The 23,114-nt window shown below is 67.9% G+C and carries 22 protein-coding genes; 7 read left to right on the forward strand and 15 right to left on the reverse strand.

Annotated features, from left to right (window positions below; translation table 11 throughout):
• Nucleotides 1-28 precede the first annotated feature (28 nt).
• The 4 genes from FB548_RS06360 (at nucleotide 29) to ispH (ending at nucleotide 5,450) form a co-directional block, all read left to right on the forward strand.
• Entirely contained in the window at nucleotides 29-979 is a 951-nt protein-coding gene (locus tag FB548_RS06360; RefSeq protein WP_142123861.1) for a bifunctional riboflavin kinase/FAD synthetase, read from the forward strand.
• On the forward strand, nucleotides 976-3,807 hold the full coding sequence (ileS, locus tag FB548_RS06365) for an isoleucine--tRNA ligase (RefSeq protein WP_142123862.1): 2,832 nt from the start codon (nucleotides 976-978) through the stop codon (nucleotides 3,805-3,807). Before FB548_RS06360 ends, ileS begins: the two co-directional genes overlap by 4 nt.
• On the forward strand, nucleotides 3,807-4,304 hold the full coding sequence (gene lspA, locus FB548_RS06370) for a signal peptidase II (protein ID WP_142123863.1): 498 nt from the start codon (nucleotides 3,807-3,809) through the stop codon (nucleotides 4,302-4,304). Before ileS ends, lspA begins: the two co-directional genes overlap by 1 nt.
• 195 nt (nucleotides 4,305-4,499) lie before the next feature.
• Nucleotides 4,500-5,450: a 4-hydroxy-3-methylbut-2-enyl diphosphate reductase gene (ispH, locus tag FB548_RS06375; RefSeq protein WP_142123864.1), complete on the forward strand. Its 951-nt coding sequence runs from the start codon at nucleotides 4,500-4,502 to the stop codon at nucleotides 5,448-5,450.
• 181 nt (nucleotides 5,451-5,631) lie between these two features.
• Here the strand turns inward: ispH and FB548_RS06380 are convergent, their stop codons facing one another.
• Nucleotides 5,632-5,991 (reverse strand): glycine zipper 2TM domain-containing protein, encoded by a 360-nt coding sequence (locus tag FB548_RS06380; protein ID WP_142123865.1) that lies wholly within the window; start codon nucleotides 5,989-5,991, stop codon nucleotides 5,632-5,634.
• Between the two features lie 213 nt (nucleotides 5,992-6,204).
• Here FB548_RS06380 and FB548_RS06385 point away from each other — a divergent pair, with 213 nt between their 5' ends.
• Together FB548_RS06385 and FB548_RS06390 are read left to right on the forward strand one after the other, a co-directional pair.
• Nucleotides 6,205-6,705, forward strand: a complete 501-nt coding sequence (locus FB548_RS06385) for a pyridoxamine 5'-phosphate oxidase family protein (protein WP_142123866.1) — start codon at nucleotides 6,205-6,207, stop codon at nucleotides 6,703-6,705.
• Nucleotides 6,706-6,868: 163 nt separating this feature from the next.
• Nucleotides 6,869-7,174, forward strand: coding sequence for a hypothetical protein (locus FB548_RS06390; RefSeq protein WP_221625915.1), 306 nt, complete (start codon nucleotides 6,869-6,871; stop codon nucleotides 7,172-7,174).
• 804 nt (nucleotides 7,175-7,978) lie between these two features.
• On the opposite strand, the gene FB548_RS06395 is transcribed toward FB548_RS06390, so the two are convergent.
• The 13 genes from FB548_RS06395 to FB548_RS06455 all read right to left on the reverse strand — a co-directional run bounded on the left by FB548_RS06395 (nucleotide 7,979) and on the right by FB548_RS06455 (nucleotide 21,551).
• Nucleotides 7,979-9,379, reverse strand: coding sequence for a hypothetical protein (locus tag FB548_RS06395; RefSeq protein ID WP_142123868.1), 1,401 nt, complete (start codon nucleotides 9,377-9,379; stop codon nucleotides 7,979-7,981).
• Between the two features lie 95 nt (nucleotides 9,380-9,474).
• Nucleotides 9,475-12,519 (reverse strand): TonB-dependent receptor, encoded by a 3,045-nt coding sequence (locus tag FB548_RS06400; RefSeq protein WP_142123869.1) that lies wholly within the window; start codon nucleotides 12,517-12,519, stop codon nucleotides 9,475-9,477.
• A gap of 121 nt (nucleotides 12,520-12,640) precedes the next feature.
• Entirely contained in the window at nucleotides 12,641-13,672 is a 1,032-nt protein-coding gene (locus tag FB548_RS06405; RefSeq protein ID WP_142123870.1) for a FecR domain-containing protein, read from the reverse strand.
• Nucleotides 13,672-14,184 (reverse strand): sigma-70 family RNA polymerase sigma factor, encoded by a 513-nt coding sequence (locus FB548_RS06410; RefSeq protein ID WP_142123871.1) that lies wholly within the window; start codon nucleotides 14,182-14,184, stop codon nucleotides 13,672-13,674. Before FB548_RS06410 ends, FB548_RS06405 begins: the two co-directional genes overlap by 1 nt.
• A gap of 75 nt (nucleotides 14,185-14,259) precedes the next feature.
• On the reverse strand, nucleotides 14,260-14,478 hold the full coding sequence (locus tag FB548_RS06415; RefSeq protein WP_142123872.1) for a hypothetical protein: 219 nt from the start codon (nucleotides 14,476-14,478) through the stop codon (nucleotides 14,260-14,262).
• Nucleotides 14,459-14,899 (reverse strand): 3-dehydroquinate dehydratase, encoded by a 441-nt coding sequence (locus FB548_RS06420; protein WP_142123873.1) that lies wholly within the window; start codon nucleotides 14,897-14,899, stop codon nucleotides 14,459-14,461. Before FB548_RS06420 ends, FB548_RS06415 begins: the two co-directional genes overlap by 20 nt.
• A gap of 13 nt (nucleotides 14,900-14,912) precedes the next feature.
• Nucleotides 14,913-15,353 carry a hypothetical protein gene (locus tag FB548_RS06425; protein WP_142123874.1) on the reverse strand — a complete coding sequence of 147 codons (441 nt, stop codon included), beginning with the start codon at nucleotides 15,351-15,353 and terminating at the stop codon, nucleotides 14,913-14,915.
• 106 nt (nucleotides 15,354-15,459) lie between these two features.
• A complete protein-coding gene (locus FB548_RS06430; protein ID WP_142123875.1) occupies nucleotides 15,460-16,095 on the reverse strand; it encodes a hypothetical protein in 636 nt (211 codons plus the stop codon).
• A gap of 12 nt (nucleotides 16,096-16,107) precedes the next feature.
• Nucleotides 16,108-16,872: a thioredoxin family protein gene (locus FB548_RS06435; protein ID WP_255470325.1), complete on the reverse strand. Its 765-nt coding sequence runs from the start codon at nucleotides 16,870-16,872 to the stop codon at nucleotides 16,108-16,110.
• Nucleotides 16,873-16,991: 119 nt separating this feature from the next.
• Nucleotides 16,992-17,666 carry a PQQ-binding-like beta-propeller repeat protein gene (locus tag FB548_RS06440; protein ID WP_142123876.1) on the reverse strand — a complete coding sequence of 225 codons (675 nt, stop codon included), beginning with the start codon at nucleotides 17,664-17,666 and terminating at the stop codon, nucleotides 16,992-16,994.
• Between the two features lie 34 nt (nucleotides 17,667-17,700).
• Entirely contained in the window at nucleotides 17,701-18,921 is a 1,221-nt protein-coding gene (locus FB548_RS06445; RefSeq protein ID WP_142123877.1) for a helix-turn-helix domain-containing protein, read from the reverse strand.
• Between the two features lie 39 nt (nucleotides 18,922-18,960).
• Nucleotides 18,961-19,419, reverse strand: a complete 459-nt coding sequence (locus tag FB548_RS06450; protein WP_142123878.1) for a hemerythrin domain-containing protein — start codon at nucleotides 19,417-19,419, stop codon at nucleotides 18,961-18,963.
• Between the two features lie 38 nt (nucleotides 19,420-19,457).
• Nucleotides 19,458-21,551 carry a catalase gene (locus FB548_RS06455; protein ID WP_142123879.1) on the reverse strand — a complete coding sequence of 698 codons (2,094 nt, stop codon included), beginning with the start codon at nucleotides 21,549-21,551 and terminating at the stop codon, nucleotides 19,458-19,460.
• A 179-nt stretch (nucleotides 21,552-21,730) separates the two neighbouring features.
• On the opposite strand from FB548_RS06455, the gene FB548_RS06460 reads away from it, so the two are divergent.
• Nucleotides 21,731-22,159: a VOC family protein gene (locus FB548_RS06460; RefSeq protein ID WP_142123880.1), complete on the forward strand. Its 429-nt coding sequence runs from the start codon at nucleotides 21,731-21,733 to the stop codon at nucleotides 22,157-22,159.
• A gap of 176 nt (nucleotides 22,160-22,335) precedes the next feature.
• Here FB548_RS06460 and FB548_RS06465 read toward each other — a convergent pair whose 3' ends face one another.
• Nucleotides 22,336-23,109, reverse strand: a complete 774-nt coding sequence (locus FB548_RS06465) for an SDR family oxidoreductase (protein ID WP_142123881.1) — start codon at nucleotides 23,107-23,109, stop codon at nucleotides 22,336-22,338.
• Nucleotides 23,110-23,114: the final 5 nt, after the last annotated feature.

The raw sequence follows: 23,114 nt of genomic DNA on the forward strand, positions 1-23,114 counted from the left end.
TCGGGCGCATCCGTTCTGACAGGAATCCATGAGCAGGCTGTTCCGTGACGTCGATGGCGGGTCTCTGTGCCCGCACGGTAGCGTGGTCTGCATCGGCGCCTTCGATGGCCTGCACTCGGGCCATCGCGCGCTGGTGCGGCATGCCGTTGCGCGTGCCCGCACCCTGGGTGTGCCGGCCGTGGTGGTCACTTTCGAGCCGCTGCCACGCGAGTTCTTTGCCCGGGACAACCCGCCGCCGCCGCGGCTGACCCTGGCCCGGGCCAAGGTGGAGGGCCTGCTGGATCTGGGCGCCGACCACGTCGGCCTGCTGCGTTTCGACGCGAAACTCTCGGCCATGTCGGCCGAAGACTTCGTCCGCACGCTGCTGGTCGGTCGCCTGGCGGCACGCGAAGTATGGATCGGCCCGGAGTTCCGTTTCGGCCACCGTCGCGGTGGCGATCTCGCCCTCCTGCAGGCGATGGGTAGTGAACTGGGTTTCAGCGCCGGCGAGATCGAGCCCGTTCACGCCCAGGGCGACCGCGTCTCCAGCACTCGCATCCGTGAAGCGCTGAAGAGCGGCGACTTCACCACCGCCACCCGCTTGCTGGGCCGGGCGTACGCGATCGGCGGCCGTGTCGTGCGCGGCAAGCAGCTAGGCCGCACGCTCGGGTTTCCCACCGCCAACCTGCGCTTTCCGAAGACGCCGGCCTTGTCCGGCATTTACGCCACCTGGGTACACGGCGTTGGCGACAAGCCCTGGCCGTCGGTGTCCAGCTTCGGCACGCGGCCGACAGTGGACGGCGTGGAGCCGTTGCTGGAAGCCCACCTGTTCGATTTCACCGGCGACCTCTACGGGCGCCATATCGAAGTCGAATTCGTCGCCAAGCTGCGCGACGAACTCAAATTCCCCGATCTGCCCAGCCTCACCGTGCAGATGCATCGCGATGCGGACGACGCGCGCGGGATCCTTTCCGAACATCAACGACGAGCGACGGCGTGAGCCAGGACTACAAAGCGACCCTCCATCTGCCTGCCACGGATTTCCCGATGCGCGGCGACCTGCCCAAGCGCGAGCCCGACACGCTGGCCCGCTGGGAAAGCCAGGGCCTGTACGCGCAGTTGCGCGACAACGCCAAGGGCCGCCCGCTGTTCGTGCTGCACGACGGCCCGCCGTACGCCAACGGCGCGATCCACCTGGGCCATGCCGTCAACAAGATCCTGAAGGACATCATCGTCAAGTCGCGCTACCTCGCCGGCTTCGATGCGCCGTACATCCCCGGCTGGGACTGCCACGGCCTGCCGATCGAGATCGCCATCGAGAAGAAGTACGGCAAGGTCGGCGTGAAGCTCGATGCGGTCGAGTTCCGGCAGAAGTGCCGCGAATACGCCGAGTCCCAGATCGACATCCAGCGCAAGGACTTCAAGCGCCTGGGCGTGATCGGCGACTGGGACAATCCGTACAAGACGCTCGATTTTCGCTTCGAAGCCAACGAGATCCGCGCGCTGGCGAAGATCGTCGCCAACGGCCACCTGACCCGCGGCGTGAAGCCCGTGCACTGGTGCTTCGATTGCGGCTCGGCGCTGGCCGAGGCGGAGATTGAATACGCCGACAAGGTGTCGCCCGCCGTCGATGTCGCCTACGCCGCGCGCGATGCGCAGGCGGTGGCGCAGGCGTTCGGGGCCGACGTGCCGGCCGATGTCGAGGTCGCTTTGCCGATCTGGACCACCACGCCGTGGACGCTGCCGGCCTCGCTGGCGATCTCCGTCGGCGGCGAGCTGGAGTACGCCCTGGTCGAAGGCCCCACACACGACGGCAAGCGTCGTTGGCTGGTGCTGGCCGATGCGCTGGCCGCGCGCGCGCTGCAGCGCTACGGCGTCAACGACGTGGTCGTGCACGCGCGGGTGAAAGGCAGTGCGCTGGAAGGGTTGCTGTTCGCGCACCCGTTCTACGACACGCGCGACATTCCCGTGCTGGTGGGCGACCACGTGTCGGCCGAAGACGGTACCGGCGCCGTGCATACCGCCCCTGGCCACGGCCAGGAAGACTATGTGGTCAGCAAGCAGTACGGCCTGCTGGACAAGTACACCGCCGCCCAGCTCAACCCGGTCGATGGTCGCGGCGTGTACCTGCCGTCCACGCCGGCCGCGCATGGCGTGGAGCTGGCCGGACTGCATATCTGGAAGGCCAACGACGTCATCATCGACGTGCTGAAGCAGGACGGCACGCTGCTTGCCTTCAGCAAGATGGAACACAGCTATCCGCACTGCTGGCGCCACAAGACGCCCATCGCGTTCCGTGCCACGCCGCAGTGGTTCATCTCGATGGAACAGGCCCATCTGCGAGCCGATGCGCTGGAGGCGATCAAGCAGGTCGGCTGGTTCCCGCAGTGGGGCGAAGCCCGCATCGCCGGCATGATCGACGGCCGTCCGGACTGGACCATCTCGCGCCAGCGCACCTGGGGTGTGCCGATCGCGCTGTTCGTGCACCGCGAGACCGGCGAGCCGCACCCGCGCAGCGTCGAGCTGATGCGCGCGGTCGCCGACAGGGTCGAACAGGGTGGCGTCGATGTCTGGTACACGCTGGACGCCGCCGAACTGCTGGGCGACGAGGCGAAGGACTACGACAGGATCACCGACATCCTCGATGTCTGGTTCGACTCCGGCGTCACCCACGAAGCGGTCTTGCTGGAGCGCGGCATCGGCAAGCCGGCCGACCTCTACCTGGAAGGCTCCGACCAGCACCGCGGCTGGTTCCAGTCCTCGCTGCTCACAGGCGTGGCGATCGACAAGGCAGCCCCGTACAAGCAGTGCCTCACCCACGGCTTCACCGTGGACGAGCACGGCCGCAAGATGTCCAAGTCGCTGGGCAACGGCATCGAGCCGCAGGACATCATGAAGACCCTCGGCGCGGACATCCTGCGCCTGTGGATCGCCAGCGCCGACTACAGCAATGAGATGTCGCTGTCGCAGGAGATCCTGAAGCGCAATGCCGACGCCTACCGGCGCCTGCGCAACACCGCGCGCTTCCTGCTCAGCAACCTCAATGGCTTCGATCCCGCCCGCGATCTGGTGACCCCGGCCGACATGGTCGCGCTGGATCGCTGGATCGTGCACCGCGCCTTCGAGGTGCAGGAGAAGATCAAAGCCGCCTACGACCGTTACGACTTCGCCGAAATCGTGCAGGCGTTGCTGAACTTCTGCAGCGTCGACCTGGGCTCGCTGTACCTGGACGTCACCAAGGACCGCCTGTACACCATGCGCGAGGACTCGCGCGGCCGGCGTAGCGCGCAGAGCGCGATGTTCCACATCGCCGAGGCCTTCGTGCGCTGGGTGGCACCGGTGCTCAGCTTCACCGCCGATGAGATGTGGGGCTATTTGCCTGGTGAGCGCACGGGGAACGTACTGTTCGCCACCTGGTACGAAGGCCTGGTACCGCTGCCGGAAGACGCCGCATTGAATGCCGTCGACTTCGACGAACTGCTGGCGCTGCGCGAGCAGGTCGCCAAGGTGCTGGAGCCGATGCGCGCCAACGGCCTGATCGGCGCCGCGCTGGAAGCCGAGATCACGGTGTCGGTGAGCGCGATCAAGGCAGCGAAGTGGCAGCCGCTGGCCGATGAACTGCGCTTCCTGTTCATCAGCGGCGACGTCACCATTTCCGAGGTCAGTGCCGATGAGGTCTTCGTGCTGGCCACGCCGACCACCAAGAGCAAGTGCGTGCGCTGCTGGCACTACCGTGCCGATGTGGGCCAGCACGCCGCGCATCCGGAACTGTGTGGCCGTTGCGTCGACAACATCGACGGTGCCGGCGAGAACAGGGTGTGGTTCTGATGGTCGCCAAGCCGAAACCCAACGCACTCATCTGGCTGCTGCTGTCGGTCATCGTCATCGCACTCGACCAGTGGTCCAAGGCCTGGGTGCTGGCCTCGCTGCCGGAGTACACCGCCATCCCGGTGATCGATGGGTTCTGGAACTGGTACCGCACCTACAACACCGGCGCGGCCTTCAGCTTCCTGGCCGATGCCGGCGGCTGGCAGCTGTGGTTCTTCACCGTGCTGGCGGTGGGCATCAGCAGCCTGCTGGGCTTCTGGCTGTCGCGTACCGCGCGCGGCGACTGGCGCCAGGCGTTGCCGTACGCGCTGGTCATCGGTGGCGCGCTGGGCAATGTCATCGACCGCCAGATCCACGGCCACGTGATCGACTTCATACAGTGGCACTGGCGTGAGCATTACTGGCCGGCGTTCAACATCGCCGATTGCGCGGTGGTGGGCGGGGCCATCGGCATTGCGCTGTTCGGCCTGTTCGACGGCAAGAAGAAGACCGCGTAGGGCGGGCCCTGGCCCGCCGCGCGATGATGCATTAACACGGTGGGCCAAGGCCCACCCTACGAAACGCGTCGCGGTGGTCTGCTCTCACCTCGTTCCCCTCTCCCGCAGGCGGGCGAGGGGCGCAGGTGCCATGCGGGATCGGTGCCGGCAACAGATTTACCTTTTCATTTCCCAGCCCTCGGTAATATCGGTCTTATGGACGTCCTGCTCGCCAATCCCCGTGGTTTCTGTGCCGGTGTCGACCGCGCCATCGAGATCGTCAAGCGCGCCATCGAAACGCTGGGCGCGCCTATCTACGTGCGGCATGAAGTGGTGCACAACCGCTTCGTCGTCGATGACCTCAAGCAGCGCGGCGCGATCTTCGTGGAAGAGCTCGACGAAGTGCCCGACGGCGCCACTGTCATCTTCAGTGCGCATGGCGTGTCCAAGGCCGTGCGCAACGAGGCTGAAAACCGTGGCCTGAAGGTATTCGACGCTACCTGCCCGCTGGTCACCAAGGTGCACCTTGAAGTGGCGCGTCATTGCCGTGGCGGTCGCGACGTGGTGCTGATCGGCCACGCCGGCCACCCCGAGGTGGAAGGCACGATGGGCCAGTGGAGCCGCGAGGGCGGCGATGGCCACATCTACCTGGTTGAAGACATCGAGCAGGTGGCCACGCTGGACGTGAGCCAACCTGAAAACCTGTTCTACACCACCCAGACCACGCTGTCGGTGGACGACACGGTCGGCATCATCCAGGCGCTGCAGGCGCGGTTCCCGGCCATCCAGGGCCCGAAGAACGACGACATCTGCTACGCCACCCAGAACCGCCAGGACGCCGTGCGCGACTTGGCCAAGGAATGCGACCTTGTGCTGGTCGTGGGTTCGCCCAACAGCTCCAACTCCAACCGCCTGCGCGAGTTGGCCGAACGTGATGGCGTGGAGTCATACCTGATCGATGGCGCGCATGAGATCGATCCGCGCTGGGTCGAGGGCAAGCAGCGCGTCGGCGTGACCGCCGGTGCGTCCGCGCCCGATGTGCTGATCGAAGGCGTCATCCAGCGCCTGCGCGACCTGGGCGCGGGCGGCATCAGCGAACTCGCAGGCGAGCCTGAGAACATGGTCTTCGCCCTGCCCAAGGAACTGCGCTTGCAACTGGTGTCCTGACGGCTCCTGGCGCCAGCCTCGCACTGGCCGGGGAATGGCGCCGCGAAGAAAGCAGCTGCTTCAAACCCACCATGCGGCGAGACGTACTCTCCGCACGCCCGTGCCCGGATGAGAGACAGAAAAGCGCCCGCGGCCTCGTCACCGCGGGCGCCGGTCGGCACCTTTCCGGAAGCAGGTGCGCTCAGCGGTATACGCGCTCGCAGCGGCGCTCGACGATGCGGTCGCCCTTGTCTTCCTGGCTGTTGCCCTGCACCTTGCGACCGATGGCGCCGCCGGCCACTGCGCCGCCGACAGTGGCGACTTTCTTGCCGCTGCCGCTGCCGACCTGATTACCCAGCAGACCGCCCACGACCGCGCCGATGGCGGTGCCCGCCACGCGATTGGGGTCTTTGCCGTTCTTTTGCACTTCCACGTTCTTGCAGACGACCTTGCTGCCGTCGCTGAAACGGCGGCCTTCGTCTTCCGGACCATACGTCTGCGCCGCAGCGGCCGATATCACCGACATCAGGCCCAGCGACAGCAGGAGGCGAGGGGTGTTCATGGCGAATCTCCTTGGTGGGTATCGCCATGCGAGCCTGCGCGGCCCGTGGCGAACGACATGTGAAATCCAGGTTGCGCGTTCATCCCCCAGTGCGCTGTGCGTGACGCCCCCGCCACAAACATGACGGCGGGCTGACGGATGGGGTGTGATCTTGACGGGCGCACCACACAGGCGGTCTTACGTTGCGGGCAACGAGACAAGAGGAGTCGCGACATGCATACCCCTGAAGAACTGGAAAAGAAGCTCTGGAAAGCAATCAAATCCGATCGCACCTTGATGCTGGGGCTCGATGGCGCGGAGGCGGGCCATACGCGGCCGATGACCGCGCTGCTGGAACATGAAGGCCGTGGTCCGCTGTGGATCTTCACCGCCACCGACAACCAGCTTGCCCAGCGCACGCGATCCTCGCAGCGGGCATTGGCCACGTTCGCGTCGATGGGACACGATGTGTTCGCCAGCCTGCAAGGCATGGTGGTTCGCGACGATGATCGAGCGGTGATCGATCGTTTGTGGAATCCCTTCGTCGCCGCATGGTACGAGGGCGGCAAGGATGATCCCAAGCTGGCGCTGCTGCGCTTCGATGCCGAGCATGCGGAGATATGGCTCAACGAGCAGAGCCTGCTGGCTGGCGTGAAGCTGCTGTTCGGCGTGGACCCGAAAGAGGACTACCAGGACAAGGTGGCCGACGTGGACCTGCGTACCCATCCTGCTTGATCCGGGGGGCATCGATAGGCCGGAAGTCACGCCTTCCCCAACGGCGCCTGACTCCGGCCGCACCGGTTTGGCCGGCGCGCGTTGTGACGCCCGTGAACAGGGAAAACCAACGCGCTGGAACAGGGGCCAGGCTGCGGTGATCACTCACCGGATGTCATGCCTCATGTTGTTGTATTCGCAAACCCATCTGCACAACCTGCTGGACCGCCTGGAAACCAGCGACGCCCGTACCACCGGCCAACTCGAAGCGCTCACCGTGTGGGTGGCGGCGCTGGTACAGACCCATCCCGACGGCGAACGCCTGCGTGCGACCGCACAGGCATTGTCCGCACGCAGCCCATTCCGTGCGCTGTGCCAGTACCAGGAGGAGGTGGCTGCCTACGACGCCACGTTCTGTCAACTGCAATCGCTGGCCGCGCCCACCGATGTCACGCCGCGCGTGCGCATGCCGTTGCCGCCCAACGTATGAGGCGCGCCTCACCTGATGCCGGCCGCCGTCGCGTACTGCGCGCGCGCCGCCATTGCGAAGGCAGTGCCCCCGCGCTGACACCCCTGCGCGCCGCAGGCCTGCTGGCTGTGACGGTGGTGGCGATGGGCGCGGTGGCTGTGCCGGACGCATCGCGCTCGCCCCTCATCCGGCCTTCGGCCACCTTCTCCCCGCAATGCGGGGGAGAAGGGACTTCGCGATGCAGTGCGCATGGCTGCGCCGGCTCCGCGTTGCCGGGTATGCCGAGCACAGCACGATTGAGGCACGGCACGACTCAAGCGCAGCACCAACGGACGTTCGTGCACTGCCGACCTGCATCCCTCTCCCTGCAGCGCGGGGAGAGGGTGCCGAAGGCGGGTGAGGGGCGACGAAGCCGGTAGCAGTGAGCTGTGCACGGTGCCACCGACATCGAAGATGCGAGTAGGCAGGAGTCACGCATCGCGCTTGCCCCTCATCCAGCCTTCGGCCACCTTCTCCCTGCTTTGCGGGGAGAAGGAAACTTCGGCGGTGAGTGCGAATGTCCTGCATCAGGAAGAGGGCACCGCGCCAGCGATCCTTTGACGGGGACGCACTTGCAGCCAAGCTGGGCGAAGCTAGGGCTTCGCACAACGGTACCCGCGTGGTCGCCGTGGCTGTTTCACCGGATCCGGCAGACCGCTGCTGCGGCATCGACCACGCGTGCAGTGTCGCGCGCGGTTCGCAAAGACCATGTCAACGCGCAGGGCCGAACCGGCCTGAAGTGCGGGCCGGTTCACACCGCGGCGTGAACGCGTGCTGTCTTGCGCATCAGTGCGTGGCTGTCTGCGACGAGGTGCCAGTGACGTCGATGAAGACAGGGTTGGAATAGAACCACAGGTCCTGCCATGGATCCTCGCCGGGCACATCCGCCTGCGGCGTCGCCTCGTGCGTGCTGCTGCCACGCGCGCGCAGGAATGCGCCGCGAGCAGGCACCGGCACCTCCCAGGTGACGATGAGCCAGTCGCCGTCGCAACGCCACGTGTCCGCGCCCCAACGACGCGTCTGCATCACCGGGATGCCGTCGTCGCCGGGCGTGCCGACGATCAGCTCCATCTGCGCCAGCAGGGGGCGTTTGCCATGGGCATTCGGGACTGCCGGTTGCCGCACGCGCAGCTCGATGTGCATCGTGGTGCCCGCCGGGAGCGCGAGCGTGTCGCCCAGGGTTGCGACGTGTGCAGTGCCGTCGGTGCCGCGCACCGTCAGTTCCAGTGCATCGATCAGGTCGCCGGTGACGGCGAACATACGGCCCTGGCGCAGGCCGTCGAGGATGTCGCCGGCATCGCGCCGTGCCCATACGTAGGTCTTGCTGTATTCGCCCGGATCGTAATCGCGTCCGCCGTCGCGCAGGTTGTGGTGCGAATCGGACGTGGCGGTGATCCAGAAGCGGCGGCCCTCCGCGAGCAAGGTGTCCCACACGCCGCCCACCTGCGTGGTCATCTGGTCGAAGCCGCCGAACGTCGGCGCGGCGGCGTTGCGGTACAGGCCGCGCTCGGTGCGCGTGGCCTGGTGGCCGGGCGCGCCTTCCATGCCCACCAGGACCTGCGGCGCAGTGTCGTGCCAGGCGCGCAGTTCGGCCGGTTCCACCTCGCCCCACTGGCCCACGCCGGTGGCGGTGCGCGAAGGGTGGTTGACGAACAGCAGCGGCGGTGCGGGCAGGGTGCGCATGTGCGCCAGCGCATCGAGCATGGTCTGCGTGTCGTCGCGCTGCACGCCGTCCACCGGTTCGTTGCGGCTGAAGCGGCGTTCGATCTCGACCAGTTCATCGCGCTCGCGCGGGCCTGGAGCGATGATCAGCGAGGCGTGTTCCGCGGCCGGCACGTCGAACTCCATGCCGTTGAACTGGATCAGCGCGGGCACGTCGCGGCGCGCCTGTTCCAGCGCGGGCCAGGCGTGGTCGCGGGTTACAGCAGAGTGGCCGGGGCCGCCATGGTCGGTGTGCACCATCCAGGTGAGGCCGAACGTCTGCCCCTGCCGGGCGTTGCGGCTGCGCGTGTACGGCGAATCGCCACCGCGGATGGGTGTGGGTGGGGAGGTGCTGCGATCCCAGTCCACGCTCCATTCGCTGTGCACGTGGTGGTCACCGGCTTGCCAACTGCGACCGGCGTGGGGATCGGTGGCGCAGGCGGAAAGGAGGAGGGCCGACAAGGCCGGCAGGAAGAGGAAGCGCATCGAAGTCCTCGCGAAGCAGGATGCCGCCGCGGTGCACGACGGTATCGCGGGAAGAAGAAGCGCGCCGCGGGCATCCGCCGGCGGCGCGCAGGTACTCAGAAGTCCGCGCGCAGGCCCAGGCTGATGCGGCGGCCCGACTTCTCGTACATCGTCGGGAACGACGGGTCCATGGTGTAGCCGCTGGTTACTTCGTCCGTCAGGTTGATGCCCTTCAGGCTCAGCTTCAGGTGGTCGCTGATGCGGTAGCCGATCGATACGTCCAGCTGGCCATAGGCGTCGCGCCAGATCGGGTACATGTTGTAGCCGATCGACTCCACGTACTCGTCCTTGTGGTTGTACGACACGCGCGCATCGAAATGCTGGTTCTCGTAGTAGGCGGTCAGGTTCCAGGTCTTCTCTGCCAGGCCCGGCATCGGCGTGCGGATGCCCAGGTCGGATTCGCCGGCCAGCGAGCTGTCCAGCATCGTGTAGTTCGCGTTGATGCCGAAGCCGTCGAGGGATGCGTGCAGCGCGGACAGCGGGAGGTTGGCGATCAGCTCGATGCCGTCCACGTCGTACGAGCCGTTGGCGTTCACCGGCTGGTACACGTCGAAGTCGTAGTAGCCGTTGAGCGTGCCGTTGGCGTTGTAGACGGCCACGTCCTCGACCACGCCGGTCAGCGCGTTCACCACCACGCCGTCGATCTTCTTGCGGAAGTACGACGCCGCCAGCAGGCCGCCGTTGTCCAGGTACTTCTCCAGGCCGATTTCCCACTGTTTGGCGTAGGTGGGCTTCAGGTCCGGGTTGCCGTCGGTGAAGCGGAACGAGCTCCAGCTGGCGGTGCGTTTGTAGGCCACGTCGGTCAGTGCCGGACGGATCAGCGTCTCGGAGCCGGCGGCGCGCAGCAGCAGGCCGTCGGCGAGTTCGGCGGTCAGGTTGAAGCTGGGCAGTACGTCGGTGTAGCCGCCGTCGCTCGACACCGGCGTGTCGGTATAGCCGGTGCTGCCGTCCGGATTCTGCACAGGATGGTAGCCGAACGACACCACCGAGGTGTCGACGTAGCGCGCGCCCGCGTTCACCGTGACCGGCACACGACCGAGGGTGAAGTCGAAGTTGGTCATCGCGTACAGCGCGGCGACCTCTTCGTCCACGCGGTAGTACTGTGCGTCGTCGAACGGCGTAGAGAAACCGGGGTAGCGGAAATAGCCGCGGGCGAAGTCGTTGGACACCTGCTGCCAGTCGAGGTCCTTCACGCTGTAGGCACCGCCGGGGACGATGTCGCCGATCCACTGCAGCGGGCTGTCGGCGAGCGTGCGTGTGTTGACCCACGACGTGTCGCCGGGGCCCGGACCGGTGATCTTGAGTTCGCCGTACTGGCGCTCCTTGCTGCGGTCGGTGTAGCGGCCGCCGAACTGCACGCTGCGCAGCGCAGGCAGGAACGGCAGGTCGAGCTTGCGGGTGACGTCGAGCTTGGCGGCGTACTTGTCGTCGTCGATCTTCTCCAGCGTGGTTTCATACGCCTCGAACAGGTAGCGCTCGGGCGAGGCGTACATGTCGAAGCCGGCGGAACTGGCGCTGGGGATGGTCTCGCCGCCGCGGCCGGTCCAGCGCGTGCGCGACGGCGCATAGGCGACGTGCTTCAGGTTGGAATAGTCCAGCATCTTCTCCGCACCGGAGTAGCCGGTCATCGCTTCCACGTCCCAGAGCTCGTTGTTCCAGTCCAGCGCCAGGCTGTACTGGCCGTAGTCGGTCTTGTTGATGCGCTCCTTGCTGAGGAACTCATGCTGGGTGGCGGTATAGGACACGTCGCGCAGCACCAGCATGCCGTACTCGGACAGGGTGGTGTCGTCGTACTCGTGGATGGTCTCCAGTGTGCTGCGGCTGGAGGCGGAGTAGGCGGCGGCGTCGTATTCGTCTTCGGTCGTGTCGTAGCCACCCACCATCGCGTCGAACGTCAGGCTGAAGGTGCTGCTGGGCCGGTACTGCAACGAGGCGGTGGCGCCCCACTTCTCCTGATCGTTGAGGTAGAGGCGGTCGCCGACCTTGTCCTGGAAGATGATCAGGTTGCTTTCTGTGGTATCGGCGCGGTTGTCGATGGTCCAGCCGGTGTCGCGCTCGACCACGGCTTCGGCCTGCGAACCACGGGTACCGGAGGCGCCGAGGAAGCGCGACAGCGGGCGGAAATTGATGCCCGAAGTGGAGTCAGTGCGGTTGGTGCGCTGCGCATGCGCGAAGGAGACCAGCGCGCCCCAGTCGCCCCAGGTGTCGCTGGCCAGGAAGGCGAACTTGGGATCGGTCTCTTCGGAGATCGAGTTGTGCGCGCCTTCGGCGGAGAACACCAGCTTGCGGTCGCTGTAGTCGAACGGCCGCGCGGTGGAGATCTTCACCGAACCGGCGATGCCACCTTCCTCGTCGGCGGCGGTCGGCGACTTCTGCACGGTGACCTGCTGGATGATCTCAGAGGCGAACAGGTCGAATTCGACATCGCGCCCGCCGCTGCCGGAGGCGGTGGCCAGGTCGTTGATGGAGACGTGGGTGTATTCGGAAGGCAGGCCGCGCACGTTGACCTTGCTGCCCATGCCCTTGTTGCGCTCGATGGTCACGCCGGGCATGCGTTGCAGCGCTTCGGCCAGGTTCTGCTCGGGAAAGTCCGCCACGTCGGTGGCGACGATGGAATCGGAGAAGCCCACGTTGTAACGCTTGATGTCGACGGCCTGTTCCAGGCTTCGGCTGTAGCTGCCGACCACGGTGACGCTTTCCAGGTCCTGCGCATCCACCGTCTGCGCGCGCGGCGTCGGCGCGGTGGCCGCGTCGGCCGGCGATGGCGTGGGCGTGGACGACGGGACGGGCGTCGCGGGGGTGTCAGCTTCGATGGTGACGGTGCTGGTGTTGAGGTAGCGGTAGCGCAGGCCGGTGCCCTGCAGCAACTGCGCCAGTGCCTGGTCCGAAGACAGGCCGGCGGGAACGGCGCGCGTGCGTGGATTGCCAGCCTGCGCGGTGTAGACGAACTGCAGGCCGGTCTGGCGCGAGAGCGCATTGAGCGCACTGTCGAGCGATTGCGGCGGAATGGCGTCGGTCGCGACGGTCGCCTGCTGGGCAGCGACGTTGGCGGTCGCAGCCTGCAGGGCAAGGGCGATGGAAAGGGCGAGGATTCGGCGCATCGTGGTGTCCGGGTGGAGTGGGGTGGTGGCGCGCGATCCCTCGCACGCACCTCCACTACGAGGGTGCACGGCGGCGATCGGGCACCGTTTTCTCCGTGAATTTTTTCTTACAGCGCCGGGATCACCACGGTCCGTGCACGGGCGCGCGGCGCGAACGCACGCGGATTTCGCGCGCATCTGCGCTCACCGCGAGCGTGGGTTGTTCGTCGAGGAAGGCGCGCAGCGAGGCGAGATCGTCGGCGCGCAGGTTGCCGGTCAGGCGCAGCGCGCCGGCTTCGCTGTCGTCCACGTGCAGCCGCACGGTGTTCATGCGATTGAAGCGGTCGGCGATGTCGCGCAGCGGTTCGTCACGGAACACGACGCGCCGTTGCCACCATGCCGTCATGGCCGCGACATCTTCCTGCACCACACTGACGTGGTGGTCGGCATAGGCCACGCGCGCGGACTGCCCGGCGGCGAGATCGGCGAGCAGGCGCCCCTTGCCCGCGCGGTCGACCACGTGGATGCGCCCCTCGGCCACGCCGAAGCGCGCCTGGTCGCGCTGCAGCGACACGTCGAAGGTGGTGCCGATGTCGCGCACCTCCAGCCCGACCGTCCGCACGGTGAACGGGCGGCGATCCGCGGCGACCACGAAACTCGCCTGGCCGCGCGCCAGTTCGATGCGCCGACGCAACAGGCCGACCGTCACGGTGACGTCGCTTTCCGCATTGAGGTGCATCACCGTGCCGTCTTCCAGCGTGACCACGCGCGGCGCGCCCTGCCCGGCGACGTAGTGGCGCGTCGACGGCAGTGCCACGTGCACTGCGATGCCGATGCCGAGCAGCAGGGCCGCCGCGGTCGCGATGCGCGGTAGACGCCGCGGCGGTGTGCGCGCGACGAGGGGGCGCGCCGGGCGCAGGGGCAGCGGCACGACATTGTCGCGCTCGTCCGGCAGAGCGGAGTCCGCCGGCAGCCCGCGCACGGCATCGCCGATCTCGGCGGCGACGCGGGCGATGGCCAGGTACTCGCGCAGGTGCACGGGCGAGGCCACCAGCCATGCCATGAAACGCTGCTGGTCGTCCGGGCTCAGCGCGCCCTCGCGCTGCATCACGTGCCAGTGCGCGGCGTCGCGGGTGGCGGCGGACGCGCCGGGCGGGAACAGGGGCGTGGCCATCACGTGGTCCCCATCGCGCGGCGGCAGACGGCCAGTCCGCGCACCACGTGTTTCTTGACCATGTGCGGCGACACGCCCAGACGCTCACCGATCTGGCGGTAGGTCAGACCGTCGCGGTACTGCATGACGAGGACGGCGCGCGTGCGCGCGGGCAGGGTCGCGAGCAGGGCCTGCATGTGCTGCCGGCGCTGGGCGCGCTCGGTCGCGTCTTCCACGCCTTCCGCGTGGGTGACCAGGGCCGCCACCTGCTCGACATCTTCCATCGGCACGGGCGTGCGCTGCCGGCGCGCGGCCTGTTCGCGCGCCAGGTTGAGCGCGACGGTGAACAGGTAGGCCTCGGGGTTGGCGATCTGCTCGCCCTGGCCCTGGTGCGCACGCAACAGGCGCAGGTAGGTTTCCTGCACCAGGTCTTCGGCTTCGTCGTTGGCGCCGCGCCGGGCGAAGAACCCACGCAGCGCCGGTGCCTGGTCGGTGAACACGCGGGTGAGTGCGCGGAGAGCGTGTTCGGCCAAGGTCCCGTTTCGCCCCGTCGGAAAGGGCGGCAAGGTACGCGATGAGGATGACGGTTCAGTGACATGCGCCTGCCATCAGAGGCGGCTGACGCCGCGCAGACGGATCGCGCCGACGGCCACCCCCTGCTGTGCAGCCGCAAGCATGCGCAGTGCCTGCACGACCGTGCCCGGTGTCGTGGATGCGAGCGTCACCTGGCCCCAGGCGATGCATTGGCCGGCGTCGTAGACCTCGTAGTCGGCGAAATAATGGTTGGTCTTCGTGGCGTCGTCCGCGTCAGGTGCCGACGTGCACATCGCACTCGCATTCCGCGTAGCCAAGCTGTTCCAGCGCGATCTCCAACGCCAGGGCGTAGCTGCGCGCGCCGTAGCCGTCGACCACCGCTAGACGACGGCCGGTGGCGGCGGGCAGGGTGCCTTCGTCGAGGTCGTCATGCACTTCCACGTACGGATGGGCGAGGCCCTGCACGGCACGCTGCAGCAGCGGATGGTCGGTGAGCGCACCGGGGTCGAGCAGCGTGGCGCGCACACTCCATTCGTTGGCCAGGCGCAGCGCGGTCAGCACGTCCGTGATGGAGCCGCAACTGCGCACGGCCAGCGTCTGGCCGGCACAGCCGGCCCGCTGCGCCAGCGCGCCGAGTACCGACGGCGGCAGAGGACGCGCTGGCAAGGCGAGGTTGTCGTGGCGCTCGGGGCCACGGATTACGAGGATGGACATGAGAGGCTCCGGCTCAGGCATGGAGGGGCCCCGCCACGTAGGTGCGGCCAGTGCGGCGCAGCGCGATGTCCAGCGCCATTGCGTACGCGCGCGGAAGATCGTTGCGCAGGATCACGGTGACCAGCGGTGCGTGCCGGGGCTGTAGGCGCGGTTCCAGCGCGTGCGCGGCATCGTCGTGCAACTCGATATAGGGCGAGGGCAGCGTATCCAACGCATCGCGCAGGGCTCGCGTCTGCGCTGCATCCGGCAGTGTCAGGTCGCCGACATCAAGCAGCAGCATGTCGGCACGCTCGGCGCGCGCGCGGCGCAGGCCGGCGAGGAGGCCACGCAGGGTCGCGAAGACGCGGCAGTGCAGTGCCTGGCCAGCCGCGTGCGCGCGCTCGCGCAGCGGACGGTCGAGGGAGGAAGTATCGGGGCGAGCGGCATGGGGGCCGCGCAGGATCAGGATGGACATGGAGCGGGTCGTGGCGCACATCGCGTGCGGTGGGACCACGATAGGTCCGTGCCGCGTAACGGCTCCATGCGTTTCGGCGCCGGGTGCGTAAAGAACGCGTAGCGTTTCAGCGCTGCGCGATCATTATCGCGCCGGTCAGTGCCAAGGCCCCGGCCCACGCCGTGTCGGACGCGCATGCGCGATGCCACCACGCGCCGCGGCAGACGCCGGCGGCGAAGAGCTGGATGGTCGCGAGCATGGCCAGCAGGTGCAGGCTGACAGCCACCAACATCAGCAACAGCGACCCGGTGGCGGTGATCGCGCGCGCAGGCGCTTCCGCCATGCACAGCGGGACCAGTGCGGGCACCAGCATGAAGCCGCTGCCGTGTGCTGTGCCCGTCAGGCAGGACCAGACGGCCAGGTCCACGTGTGATCGGCGGACGACCTGCGATGTGGGGGAGGTTGTGATGCGTGCACGCCGTACCAGTCGCCACGCCGCGAGCGCGAGCAGACATCCGCCTGCCACGATCTGCATACGCTGCGGCGCCAGCCACACGCCCTCCATCACCAGCACCACGACGAGCGCCACCGACAGCGCATGTCCGGCGCCGATGGGCAACAAGGCGCGCCGCACGTCGCGCGCATCGCCGCTGCGGGTTGCTTGTGCCGCAGCAAACAGCCAGCCGTTCGCCGGGCTCAAGCCGTGCAGCGCGCCGAGACCAGCGACGACGAGCCACGGCCACCAGGCGTCGGGCAGCGACATGATGGCGTGGCTTCAGGGCTTCGCCGCGCAGCATCCGTCGGCCGCGACGACCGGAGCCGCATCGTAGCGGTCGTGATGGCGCACCCAGGCCATCGGATAGGCCTCGGCGTCTTCATTGCGCCCGTGCGGAGTGAAGTCCAGCAGCGCGTAGGTGTGCATCATCGCTTCCACGCCGCGGCCGTAGCGCGAATAGGTGTGGAAGACCTGGCCGGCATCGTCGCGCACGAACACACTGATGCCGGGGGCTTCCTCATGCGGAAATGGTTGCCGCGTGTAGTTGTAGTCCACCGCGCCGCGCGACATTTCATCGTGGCTGAAGTTGACGCCGAAGTCGTGGTTGAACGAGGTGCCGTACGAAGACACCCACGGAAAATTCCAGCCCATGCGCTGGCGGAATGCGTCGATATCGGCCAGCGGCGCGCGCGAGACGGCGACCAGCGTCAGGTCGCGCTGGGCGAGGTGCACGAGGGCGCCTGCATGATGGTCGGCCATGAAGGAGCAGCTCTTGCAACCCTGTTCCCAGCCGGGGGCGAACATGAAGTGCTGCACCATCAGCTGGCGGCGGCCATCGAACAGGTCGGCCAGCGTGCGCGCGCCTTGCGGCGTGTCGAACGTGTAGGGTGTTTCAACGCGCACCCATGGCAGGGCGCGGCGTTCGCGTGCGATCTGATCATGCAGGCGGGTGAGTTCCTTCTCGTGTGCCAGAAGCGCGAGGCGGGCGGTGCGCCATGCGTCGCGGGTGACGATGGTGGGCGTGTCGTGGGCAAGCATGTCCATGGCGGGATTCCGGTCGTGGCGGCTGGCGGTGGGAGGCGCAGGCGTGCGTCGGCCTTGCCGATGCCGCGGGAGCATCGAGGAAGAGGGTGCGGGCGGTGCCGCGCGATGCGGCGGGTGTGTCAGGCGGTGCGCGAGGGTCGGCGTACGGCGCGGAGCTTTCCGCTGGGGCCGCCGCCGCAATAGAACAGGTCGGCGCCGTCCGATTCCAGGCCGCTGATGTGCGCGCCCGCCGGCATGTCGAGGCGTTCCAGCACGCGCCCGTCGCGCGGGTCGATGCGGCGCAGGTCGCTGTCGTCGCCATCCCAGGTGGCGTGCCACAGGTCGCCGTCGACCCAGGAAACGCCGGTGACGAAGCGATCGGAGGCGAGGGTGCGAAGGATGGTGCCGGTCTCCGGATCGATCTGGTGGATGCAGCGATCGCGGTACTGGCCCACCCACAGGCTGCCTTCGGCCCAGGCCATGCCCGAGTCGCGGCCCGCGCCCGGCGCGGGAATCGACGCCACCACGGCGCCGGTGGCCGGGTCGATCTTGTCGATGCGGGCTTCTGCGAGCTGATAGAGGTGCGTGCCGTCGAAGGCGGTACCGGCGTCGCCGGGGCGGTCGATGCTGCGGACGACGTCGCCGCTGGCGGGTTCGATGGCCAGGATGCGTTCGCTGGTAGCGGCCCAGACATGGTGGCCGTCGTGGGTCACGCCATGGATGCTGGGCGCACCCTCGAACGGTCCGTATTCGCGCACGATTTCCGCCGTGCGTGCCGGGGCGGCATGGTGGGGGGTGGATGCAGTGTCGTTCATGCGGAACTCCGGATGCGCTGGGTGTGTGGCCACTCTACGCAGCCGGCAACACGGCAGGGAGTAACAAGATGGTCGTGAATCCAGACAGCGGCGGCGCCAGCCAGCGTTGTGCGCGGGCACGGCCCACCGAACGCGCGTGGCCGGCGCTTTCCAGTGCAACGAGCGCGCGCTGCACCGAGCGCTGACCCATGCCGGTGGCGAGCGCCAGTGCCGAGGTGGACCACGCCATGCCGTCTGCCAGCAGGCCCTGCAGGGACGCCTGTTCGCCATCCAGCGGAGGCGCCAGTACGGCGACGGCGCCTGCGCGGTGCGGCACCAGCAGGAAGCCGCGGTCGCTGGCGGTGATGTCGGCCAGCGGTGCGATGAGGCGACGCAGGCGTCCGATTTCCACACGCAGGCGCACGCGGTGCGTCTCGTCCGGATCGCGTGTCCGGAACACGCGCGCGATCAGTGCATTGCGGTCCACGTCGCCAGGCCAGCCGAGCGCGAGCGCGCGCAACAGGGCGAACAGCACAGGGCGTCGTGCGAGCGGCAGCGTCGCATCGGCCTCCCGCAGGCCATGGCGCACGGCGTCGACGACCAGCGTGCCGCTGGCCAGCAACGCGTCCACGTCGTCCAGCGTCACCGGTTGCTCGTGGCCGCCCTGCAGGAGGCGGGCGGCGGGCCGGTGCAGGATGTTGGAAACGCCCGCGATTTCGGCGGCCAGCGCGGGAATGCCGGCCTGCGCGGCGGCGGCGCCTGCCCGCGCCAACGCTTGGCGGGCGTCGCGCAGGCGCAACGAACGCAGTGCGATCTCCGCACGCGCAAGCGCAGCCAGCGCCTGGTGCGCGGGCGCACCCACGTCCACGCCAAGTGTTGCGAGCGAGGTGGCAGCCGCGTCGAGACGGCCCAGCAGCAGGTGGCGGCGGACGGCGATCAGGCTCGCGTGCGTGGCATTGGCATGGTCGCCGCGGGCGGCGAGCGTGCGGGCGGCGTCATCGAGCGCGCGTGGCGCATTGCCGAAGTCGCGCAGGGCCAGTGCGACCTCTGCTTCGGCGACCACGCAGCGTGCGCGCGACACCGGTTCGCGCATGCCGAAACCGCGTGCGGCACGCCGCAGCAGATCGCGTGCGCGCGGGTAGTCGCCGAGCTGCGCCATCGCGATGCCGCGCAGGGCCAGGGCGGGCGGATCGTCCCGCCAGCCGACATGGTTCAGTGCGCCCAGGACATCGCCGGACGAGAGGGCGCGCCCGGCGGCGGAGATCAGGGAATCCATGCCGGCAGCCTACCGCGCCGCCGGTCCGCCGTCGCGGATTCAGTCCGCCGCCAGTTCCTGTCGCATGCGCGCATGGTCGCGGCGGTACTGGCGCGCGAGCTGCGCCTTCTTCGTGGCGCTGAGAATCTTGCCGGAGACCTGGAAGAACTTCTTCTCCTCCTCGCGCAGATGGTGGTGCACCTTCTCCGACAGTTCGCGGACTTTCTTCAGCCAGGCGGCGTAGCGGGGATCCAGCGACTGGATGTCTTCGACCAGTTCATCGATCTCGTGGTGCTCGTGCAGGGCGTGGCGCGAGGAATTCAGGCCGCGGTCGTCCATCAGGATCGGGACGTAGAGGAACCGCTCTTCGGCGGCTGCGTGCGCCGCCAGTTCGATGCGCAGCGCGGTGAACAGGTCCAGCCGCTCGCGCGTGCCGGGCTTCGAACGCAGCAGGCGGCGGCACAGCGAGCGCTGCGTTTCATGGCTTTCGTGCAGGGCGTCGTAGATGGTTTCGGGCATGGGCAATGTCCTGGCGAGCGGCGTGGAACGGCAAACGATCAGGGCAGGGTGCGTACCTTGGGTTCGCGCGCGTACTGGCGGGTACGCGCGGACTTGATGAACGCTGCCGTCTCCGACGCCTTCACCACGCCCGCATCCTTGCCGATACCGGCGGCCTTGATGACGGCGGACGCGCCATCGTCATGGGCGATCGCCTTCAGGTGACCGAACGCATCGCGCACCCAGTCGACCGCGGCGGACTCCGTCGACATAGCTTTGCCGGCGGCTTCGGACAGCACCAGTGCCACGGCATCGAACACCATCGATGGCGTGCCGGCGAGCTGTCCGTCCGCCGGCAATCGCTTGCCGTTGCCGAGCTTGGCGCCCCCGATCTTCGGCGCGACGATTTTGACCTGCGCGCCGTCGGCTTCCGCCGCTTTGCGCAGGGCAGCGATCGTTGCCGCATCCGAGCCATCGTCGACCAGGATGCCCACGCAGCGGCCCTGCAGGGTCGGCTTCATCTTGCCGATGATCTGCAGCGCGGGCGATGGCGGCATGTCCTGGGGCTTCACCGTGGTCGGCGGTGCGGGCGGCAGCGCCTCCAGGCCCAGGCCATCGGCGACGCGCTTGGCCAAGTCCGCATCGATGTGGCGCAGGTGCCCGACGATGGCCTCGCGCACGTGCAGGGTTTCCACTTTCGACAGTTCGAACACCAGCGCACCCGCCATGTGCGCCTGCTCGAGTGCGGTCTGGCTGCGGAAGAACAGCCGTGCCTGGCTGTAGTGATCGGCGAAGCTCTCCGGCCGCACGCGTCCCTTGTGGCCGTCGGCCATGCTCGCGTGGCTGCGGAAGCCGGCGGGCGTCTCGCGTGGCGTGTCCCCCTGCAGGCTGCTGGGCTCGTAGTTCACGCGGCCCTTCGGCACCTGCACCTGCATGTGGCCGTCACGTTGCAGGTTGGCGAACGGGCACTTCGGCGCGTTGACCGGGATCTGGTGGAAGTTGGGCCCGCCGAGCCGCGAGAGCTGCGTGTCCAGGTACGAGAACAGCCGGCCCTGCAGCAGTGGATCGTTGCTGAAGTCGATGCCGGGCACGATGTTGGCGGGGCAGTAGGCGACCTGTTCGGTTTCGGCGAAGAAGTTGTCCGGCCAGCGGTCCAGCACCATGCGGCCGATCACCGTCAGCGGCACGAGCTCTTCGGGGATCAGCTTGGTGGGATCCAGATGATCGAACGGGAAGGCATCGGCCTGTTCTTCGGTGAACAGTTGCACGGCCAGCTCCCATTCCGGGAAGTCGCCCTTCTGGATGGCCTCGAACAGGTCGCGACGATGGAAGTCGTTGTCGGCCGCCTGCAGTTTCACGGCTTCGTCCCACACGGTCGACTGGATGCCGAGCTTCGGCCGCCAGTGGAACTTGACGAAGGTGCTGTTGCCCTTGGCGTCGAGCAGCCGGAAGCTGTGCACGCCGAACCCTTCCATCATGCGCAGCGAGCGCGGAATCGTGCGGTCGCTCATCGCCCACATGATCATGTGGAAGGCTTCCGGCGTCAGCGAGATGAAATCCCAGAACGTGTCGTGCGCGCTGCCGGCCTGCGGATAGGCACGGTCCGGTTCCATCTTCACCGAGTGCACCAGGTCCGGGAACTTCATCGCATCCTGGATGAAGAACACCGGGATGTTGTTGCCCACCAAGTCCCAGTTGCCCTCCTGCGTGTAGAACTTCACCGCGAAGCCGCGCACGTCGCGCGGCGTGTCCACCGAGCCCGCGCCGCCGGCGACGGTGGAGAAGCGGCAGAACACCGGCGTACGCACGCCGGTCTCGTTCAACACGCACGCGGTGGTGTACTTCTTCAGCGACTTCGTCAACTCGAAGTAGCCGTGCGCGCCGGAACCGCGCGCATGCACGATGCGCTCGGGGATGCGCTCATGGTCGAAGTGGGTGATCTTCTCGCGCAGGATGAAGTCTTCCAGCAGCGTCGGTCCGCGGTCGTGCGCGCGCAGCGAGTTCTGGTTGTCGCTGACCGGGATGCCCTGGTTGGTGGTCAGCGGTGGATGCTTGCCGCCGGCGCTGAAGTGGAGTTCGCCGCCCGCGCCGCGCGTCGCGTTGTCGGCGGTGGGACGAGGGGAGGATTTCGCGGGGGATTTGCGCGCTGCCATGGGGGGCTCCTGGACGGCGTGGGCACTCCGTGGTGGAGGGCCTTGGCACGCTTCATCATCGGCGTGGCCGCGTGGAGACCGCGTTAGGAGGCGTTGACGGCGGGCCGACGCGCGGTCGCGGACACTGGCTGTCCGCATCCGGTGGCATCACTGTCGCCTTTCCCCTTGGAGATGACGCAATGGAAACGAACGAACTGCATCGCGGCCGCCTGATCGACCACATCCAGCTGGTCGTGCGCGACCTGCAGGCCAGCAAGGCCTTCTACAGCGCGGTGTTCGACGTGCTGGGCGTGCCGATGGGCGGCGAAGACGCGGGGTATTTCTGGGCGGACGAACTGTTCGTCTCCACCGCGGACAGCGAAGCCGCGCACGGCGAGCTCACCGGTCGCCACCACCTCGCGTTCCAGGCGCAGGACCGCGCGATGGTGGACCGTTTCCATGAGGTCGCGCTCGCGCACGGCGGCAAGGACAACGGCGCGCCGGGCCTGCGCGACTACCATCCCGGCTACTACGGCGCGTTTGTGCTCGACCCGGATGGCAACAACATCGAAGCGGTCTACCACGGCGAAGCCAAGCGCAGTGCGCAGTCGGTCAAGGTGGAGTTCTGAAACATCCTTCTCCCCGCGTGGCGGGGAGAAGGTGCCGAAGGCGGATGAGGGGCGAGCGCCGAACGTGGAGGCACCGCGTTACGTCGATTGCCTCGGCTCCGTTCGCCCCTCACCCGCCCTTCGGGCACCCTCTCCCCGCTTCGCAGGGAGAGGGAACGGCGATTGTGCGCGCTGGCTTACAGAAACATCCCGCCCGACGCCTCGATGCGCTGCGCATTCACCCAGCGGTTGGCCGGCGACAGCAGCGAGGCGACCACGCCGCCGATGTCGTCCGGCAGGCCGACGCGGCCCAGTGCGGTCTGTGAGGCGACGAAGGCATTGAGCTGCGCGTTGTCGCGCACGGCGCCGCCGCCGAAGTCGGTTTCGATCGCGCCGGGCGCCACGATGTTGACGGCGATGCCGCGCGCGCCCAGTTCCTTGGCCTGGTAGCGGGTCAGCACTTCCACCGCGCCCTTCATCGCCGCATACGCGGCGTAGCCGGGCAGGGCGAAACGGGTCAGGCCCGAGGAGATGTTGATGATGCGACCGCCATCGGCGAGCAGCGGCAGCAGCGCCTGGGTCAGGAAGAACGGCCCCTTCAGGTGCACGTCTACCAGCGCATCGAACTGCGCGCGCGTGGTCTCGGTGAAAGCGGCGTGCACGCCCATGCCGGCGTTGTTGACGAGGTGATCGAAGCGATCGTGACCCCAAGTGGTGAGCTGGGCGCGCACCGCGTCAACGAAAGCGTCGAACGTGTCGCTTTGGCCCACGTCCAGCGGCAGCGCTGCAGCGCGCTGACCGAAGGCTTCGATCTCGGCGACGACCGCCGCCGCTTCGGCCTGCTGGCTGCGGTAAGTGATGAGGATATCGTGACCCTGGCGAGCCACGGCCAGGGCCATGTTGCGGCCCAGGCCGCGGCTGCCGCCGGAGATCAGGGTGAGGGGGGAGGGGGAAGAAGCAGTCGCGGTCATGGCAG

This window comes from Pseudoxanthomonas sp. 3HH-4, assembly GCF_006716465.1.
Lineage (GTDB): Bacteria > Pseudomonadota > Gammaproteobacteria > Xanthomonadales > Xanthomonadaceae > Pseudoxanthomonas_A.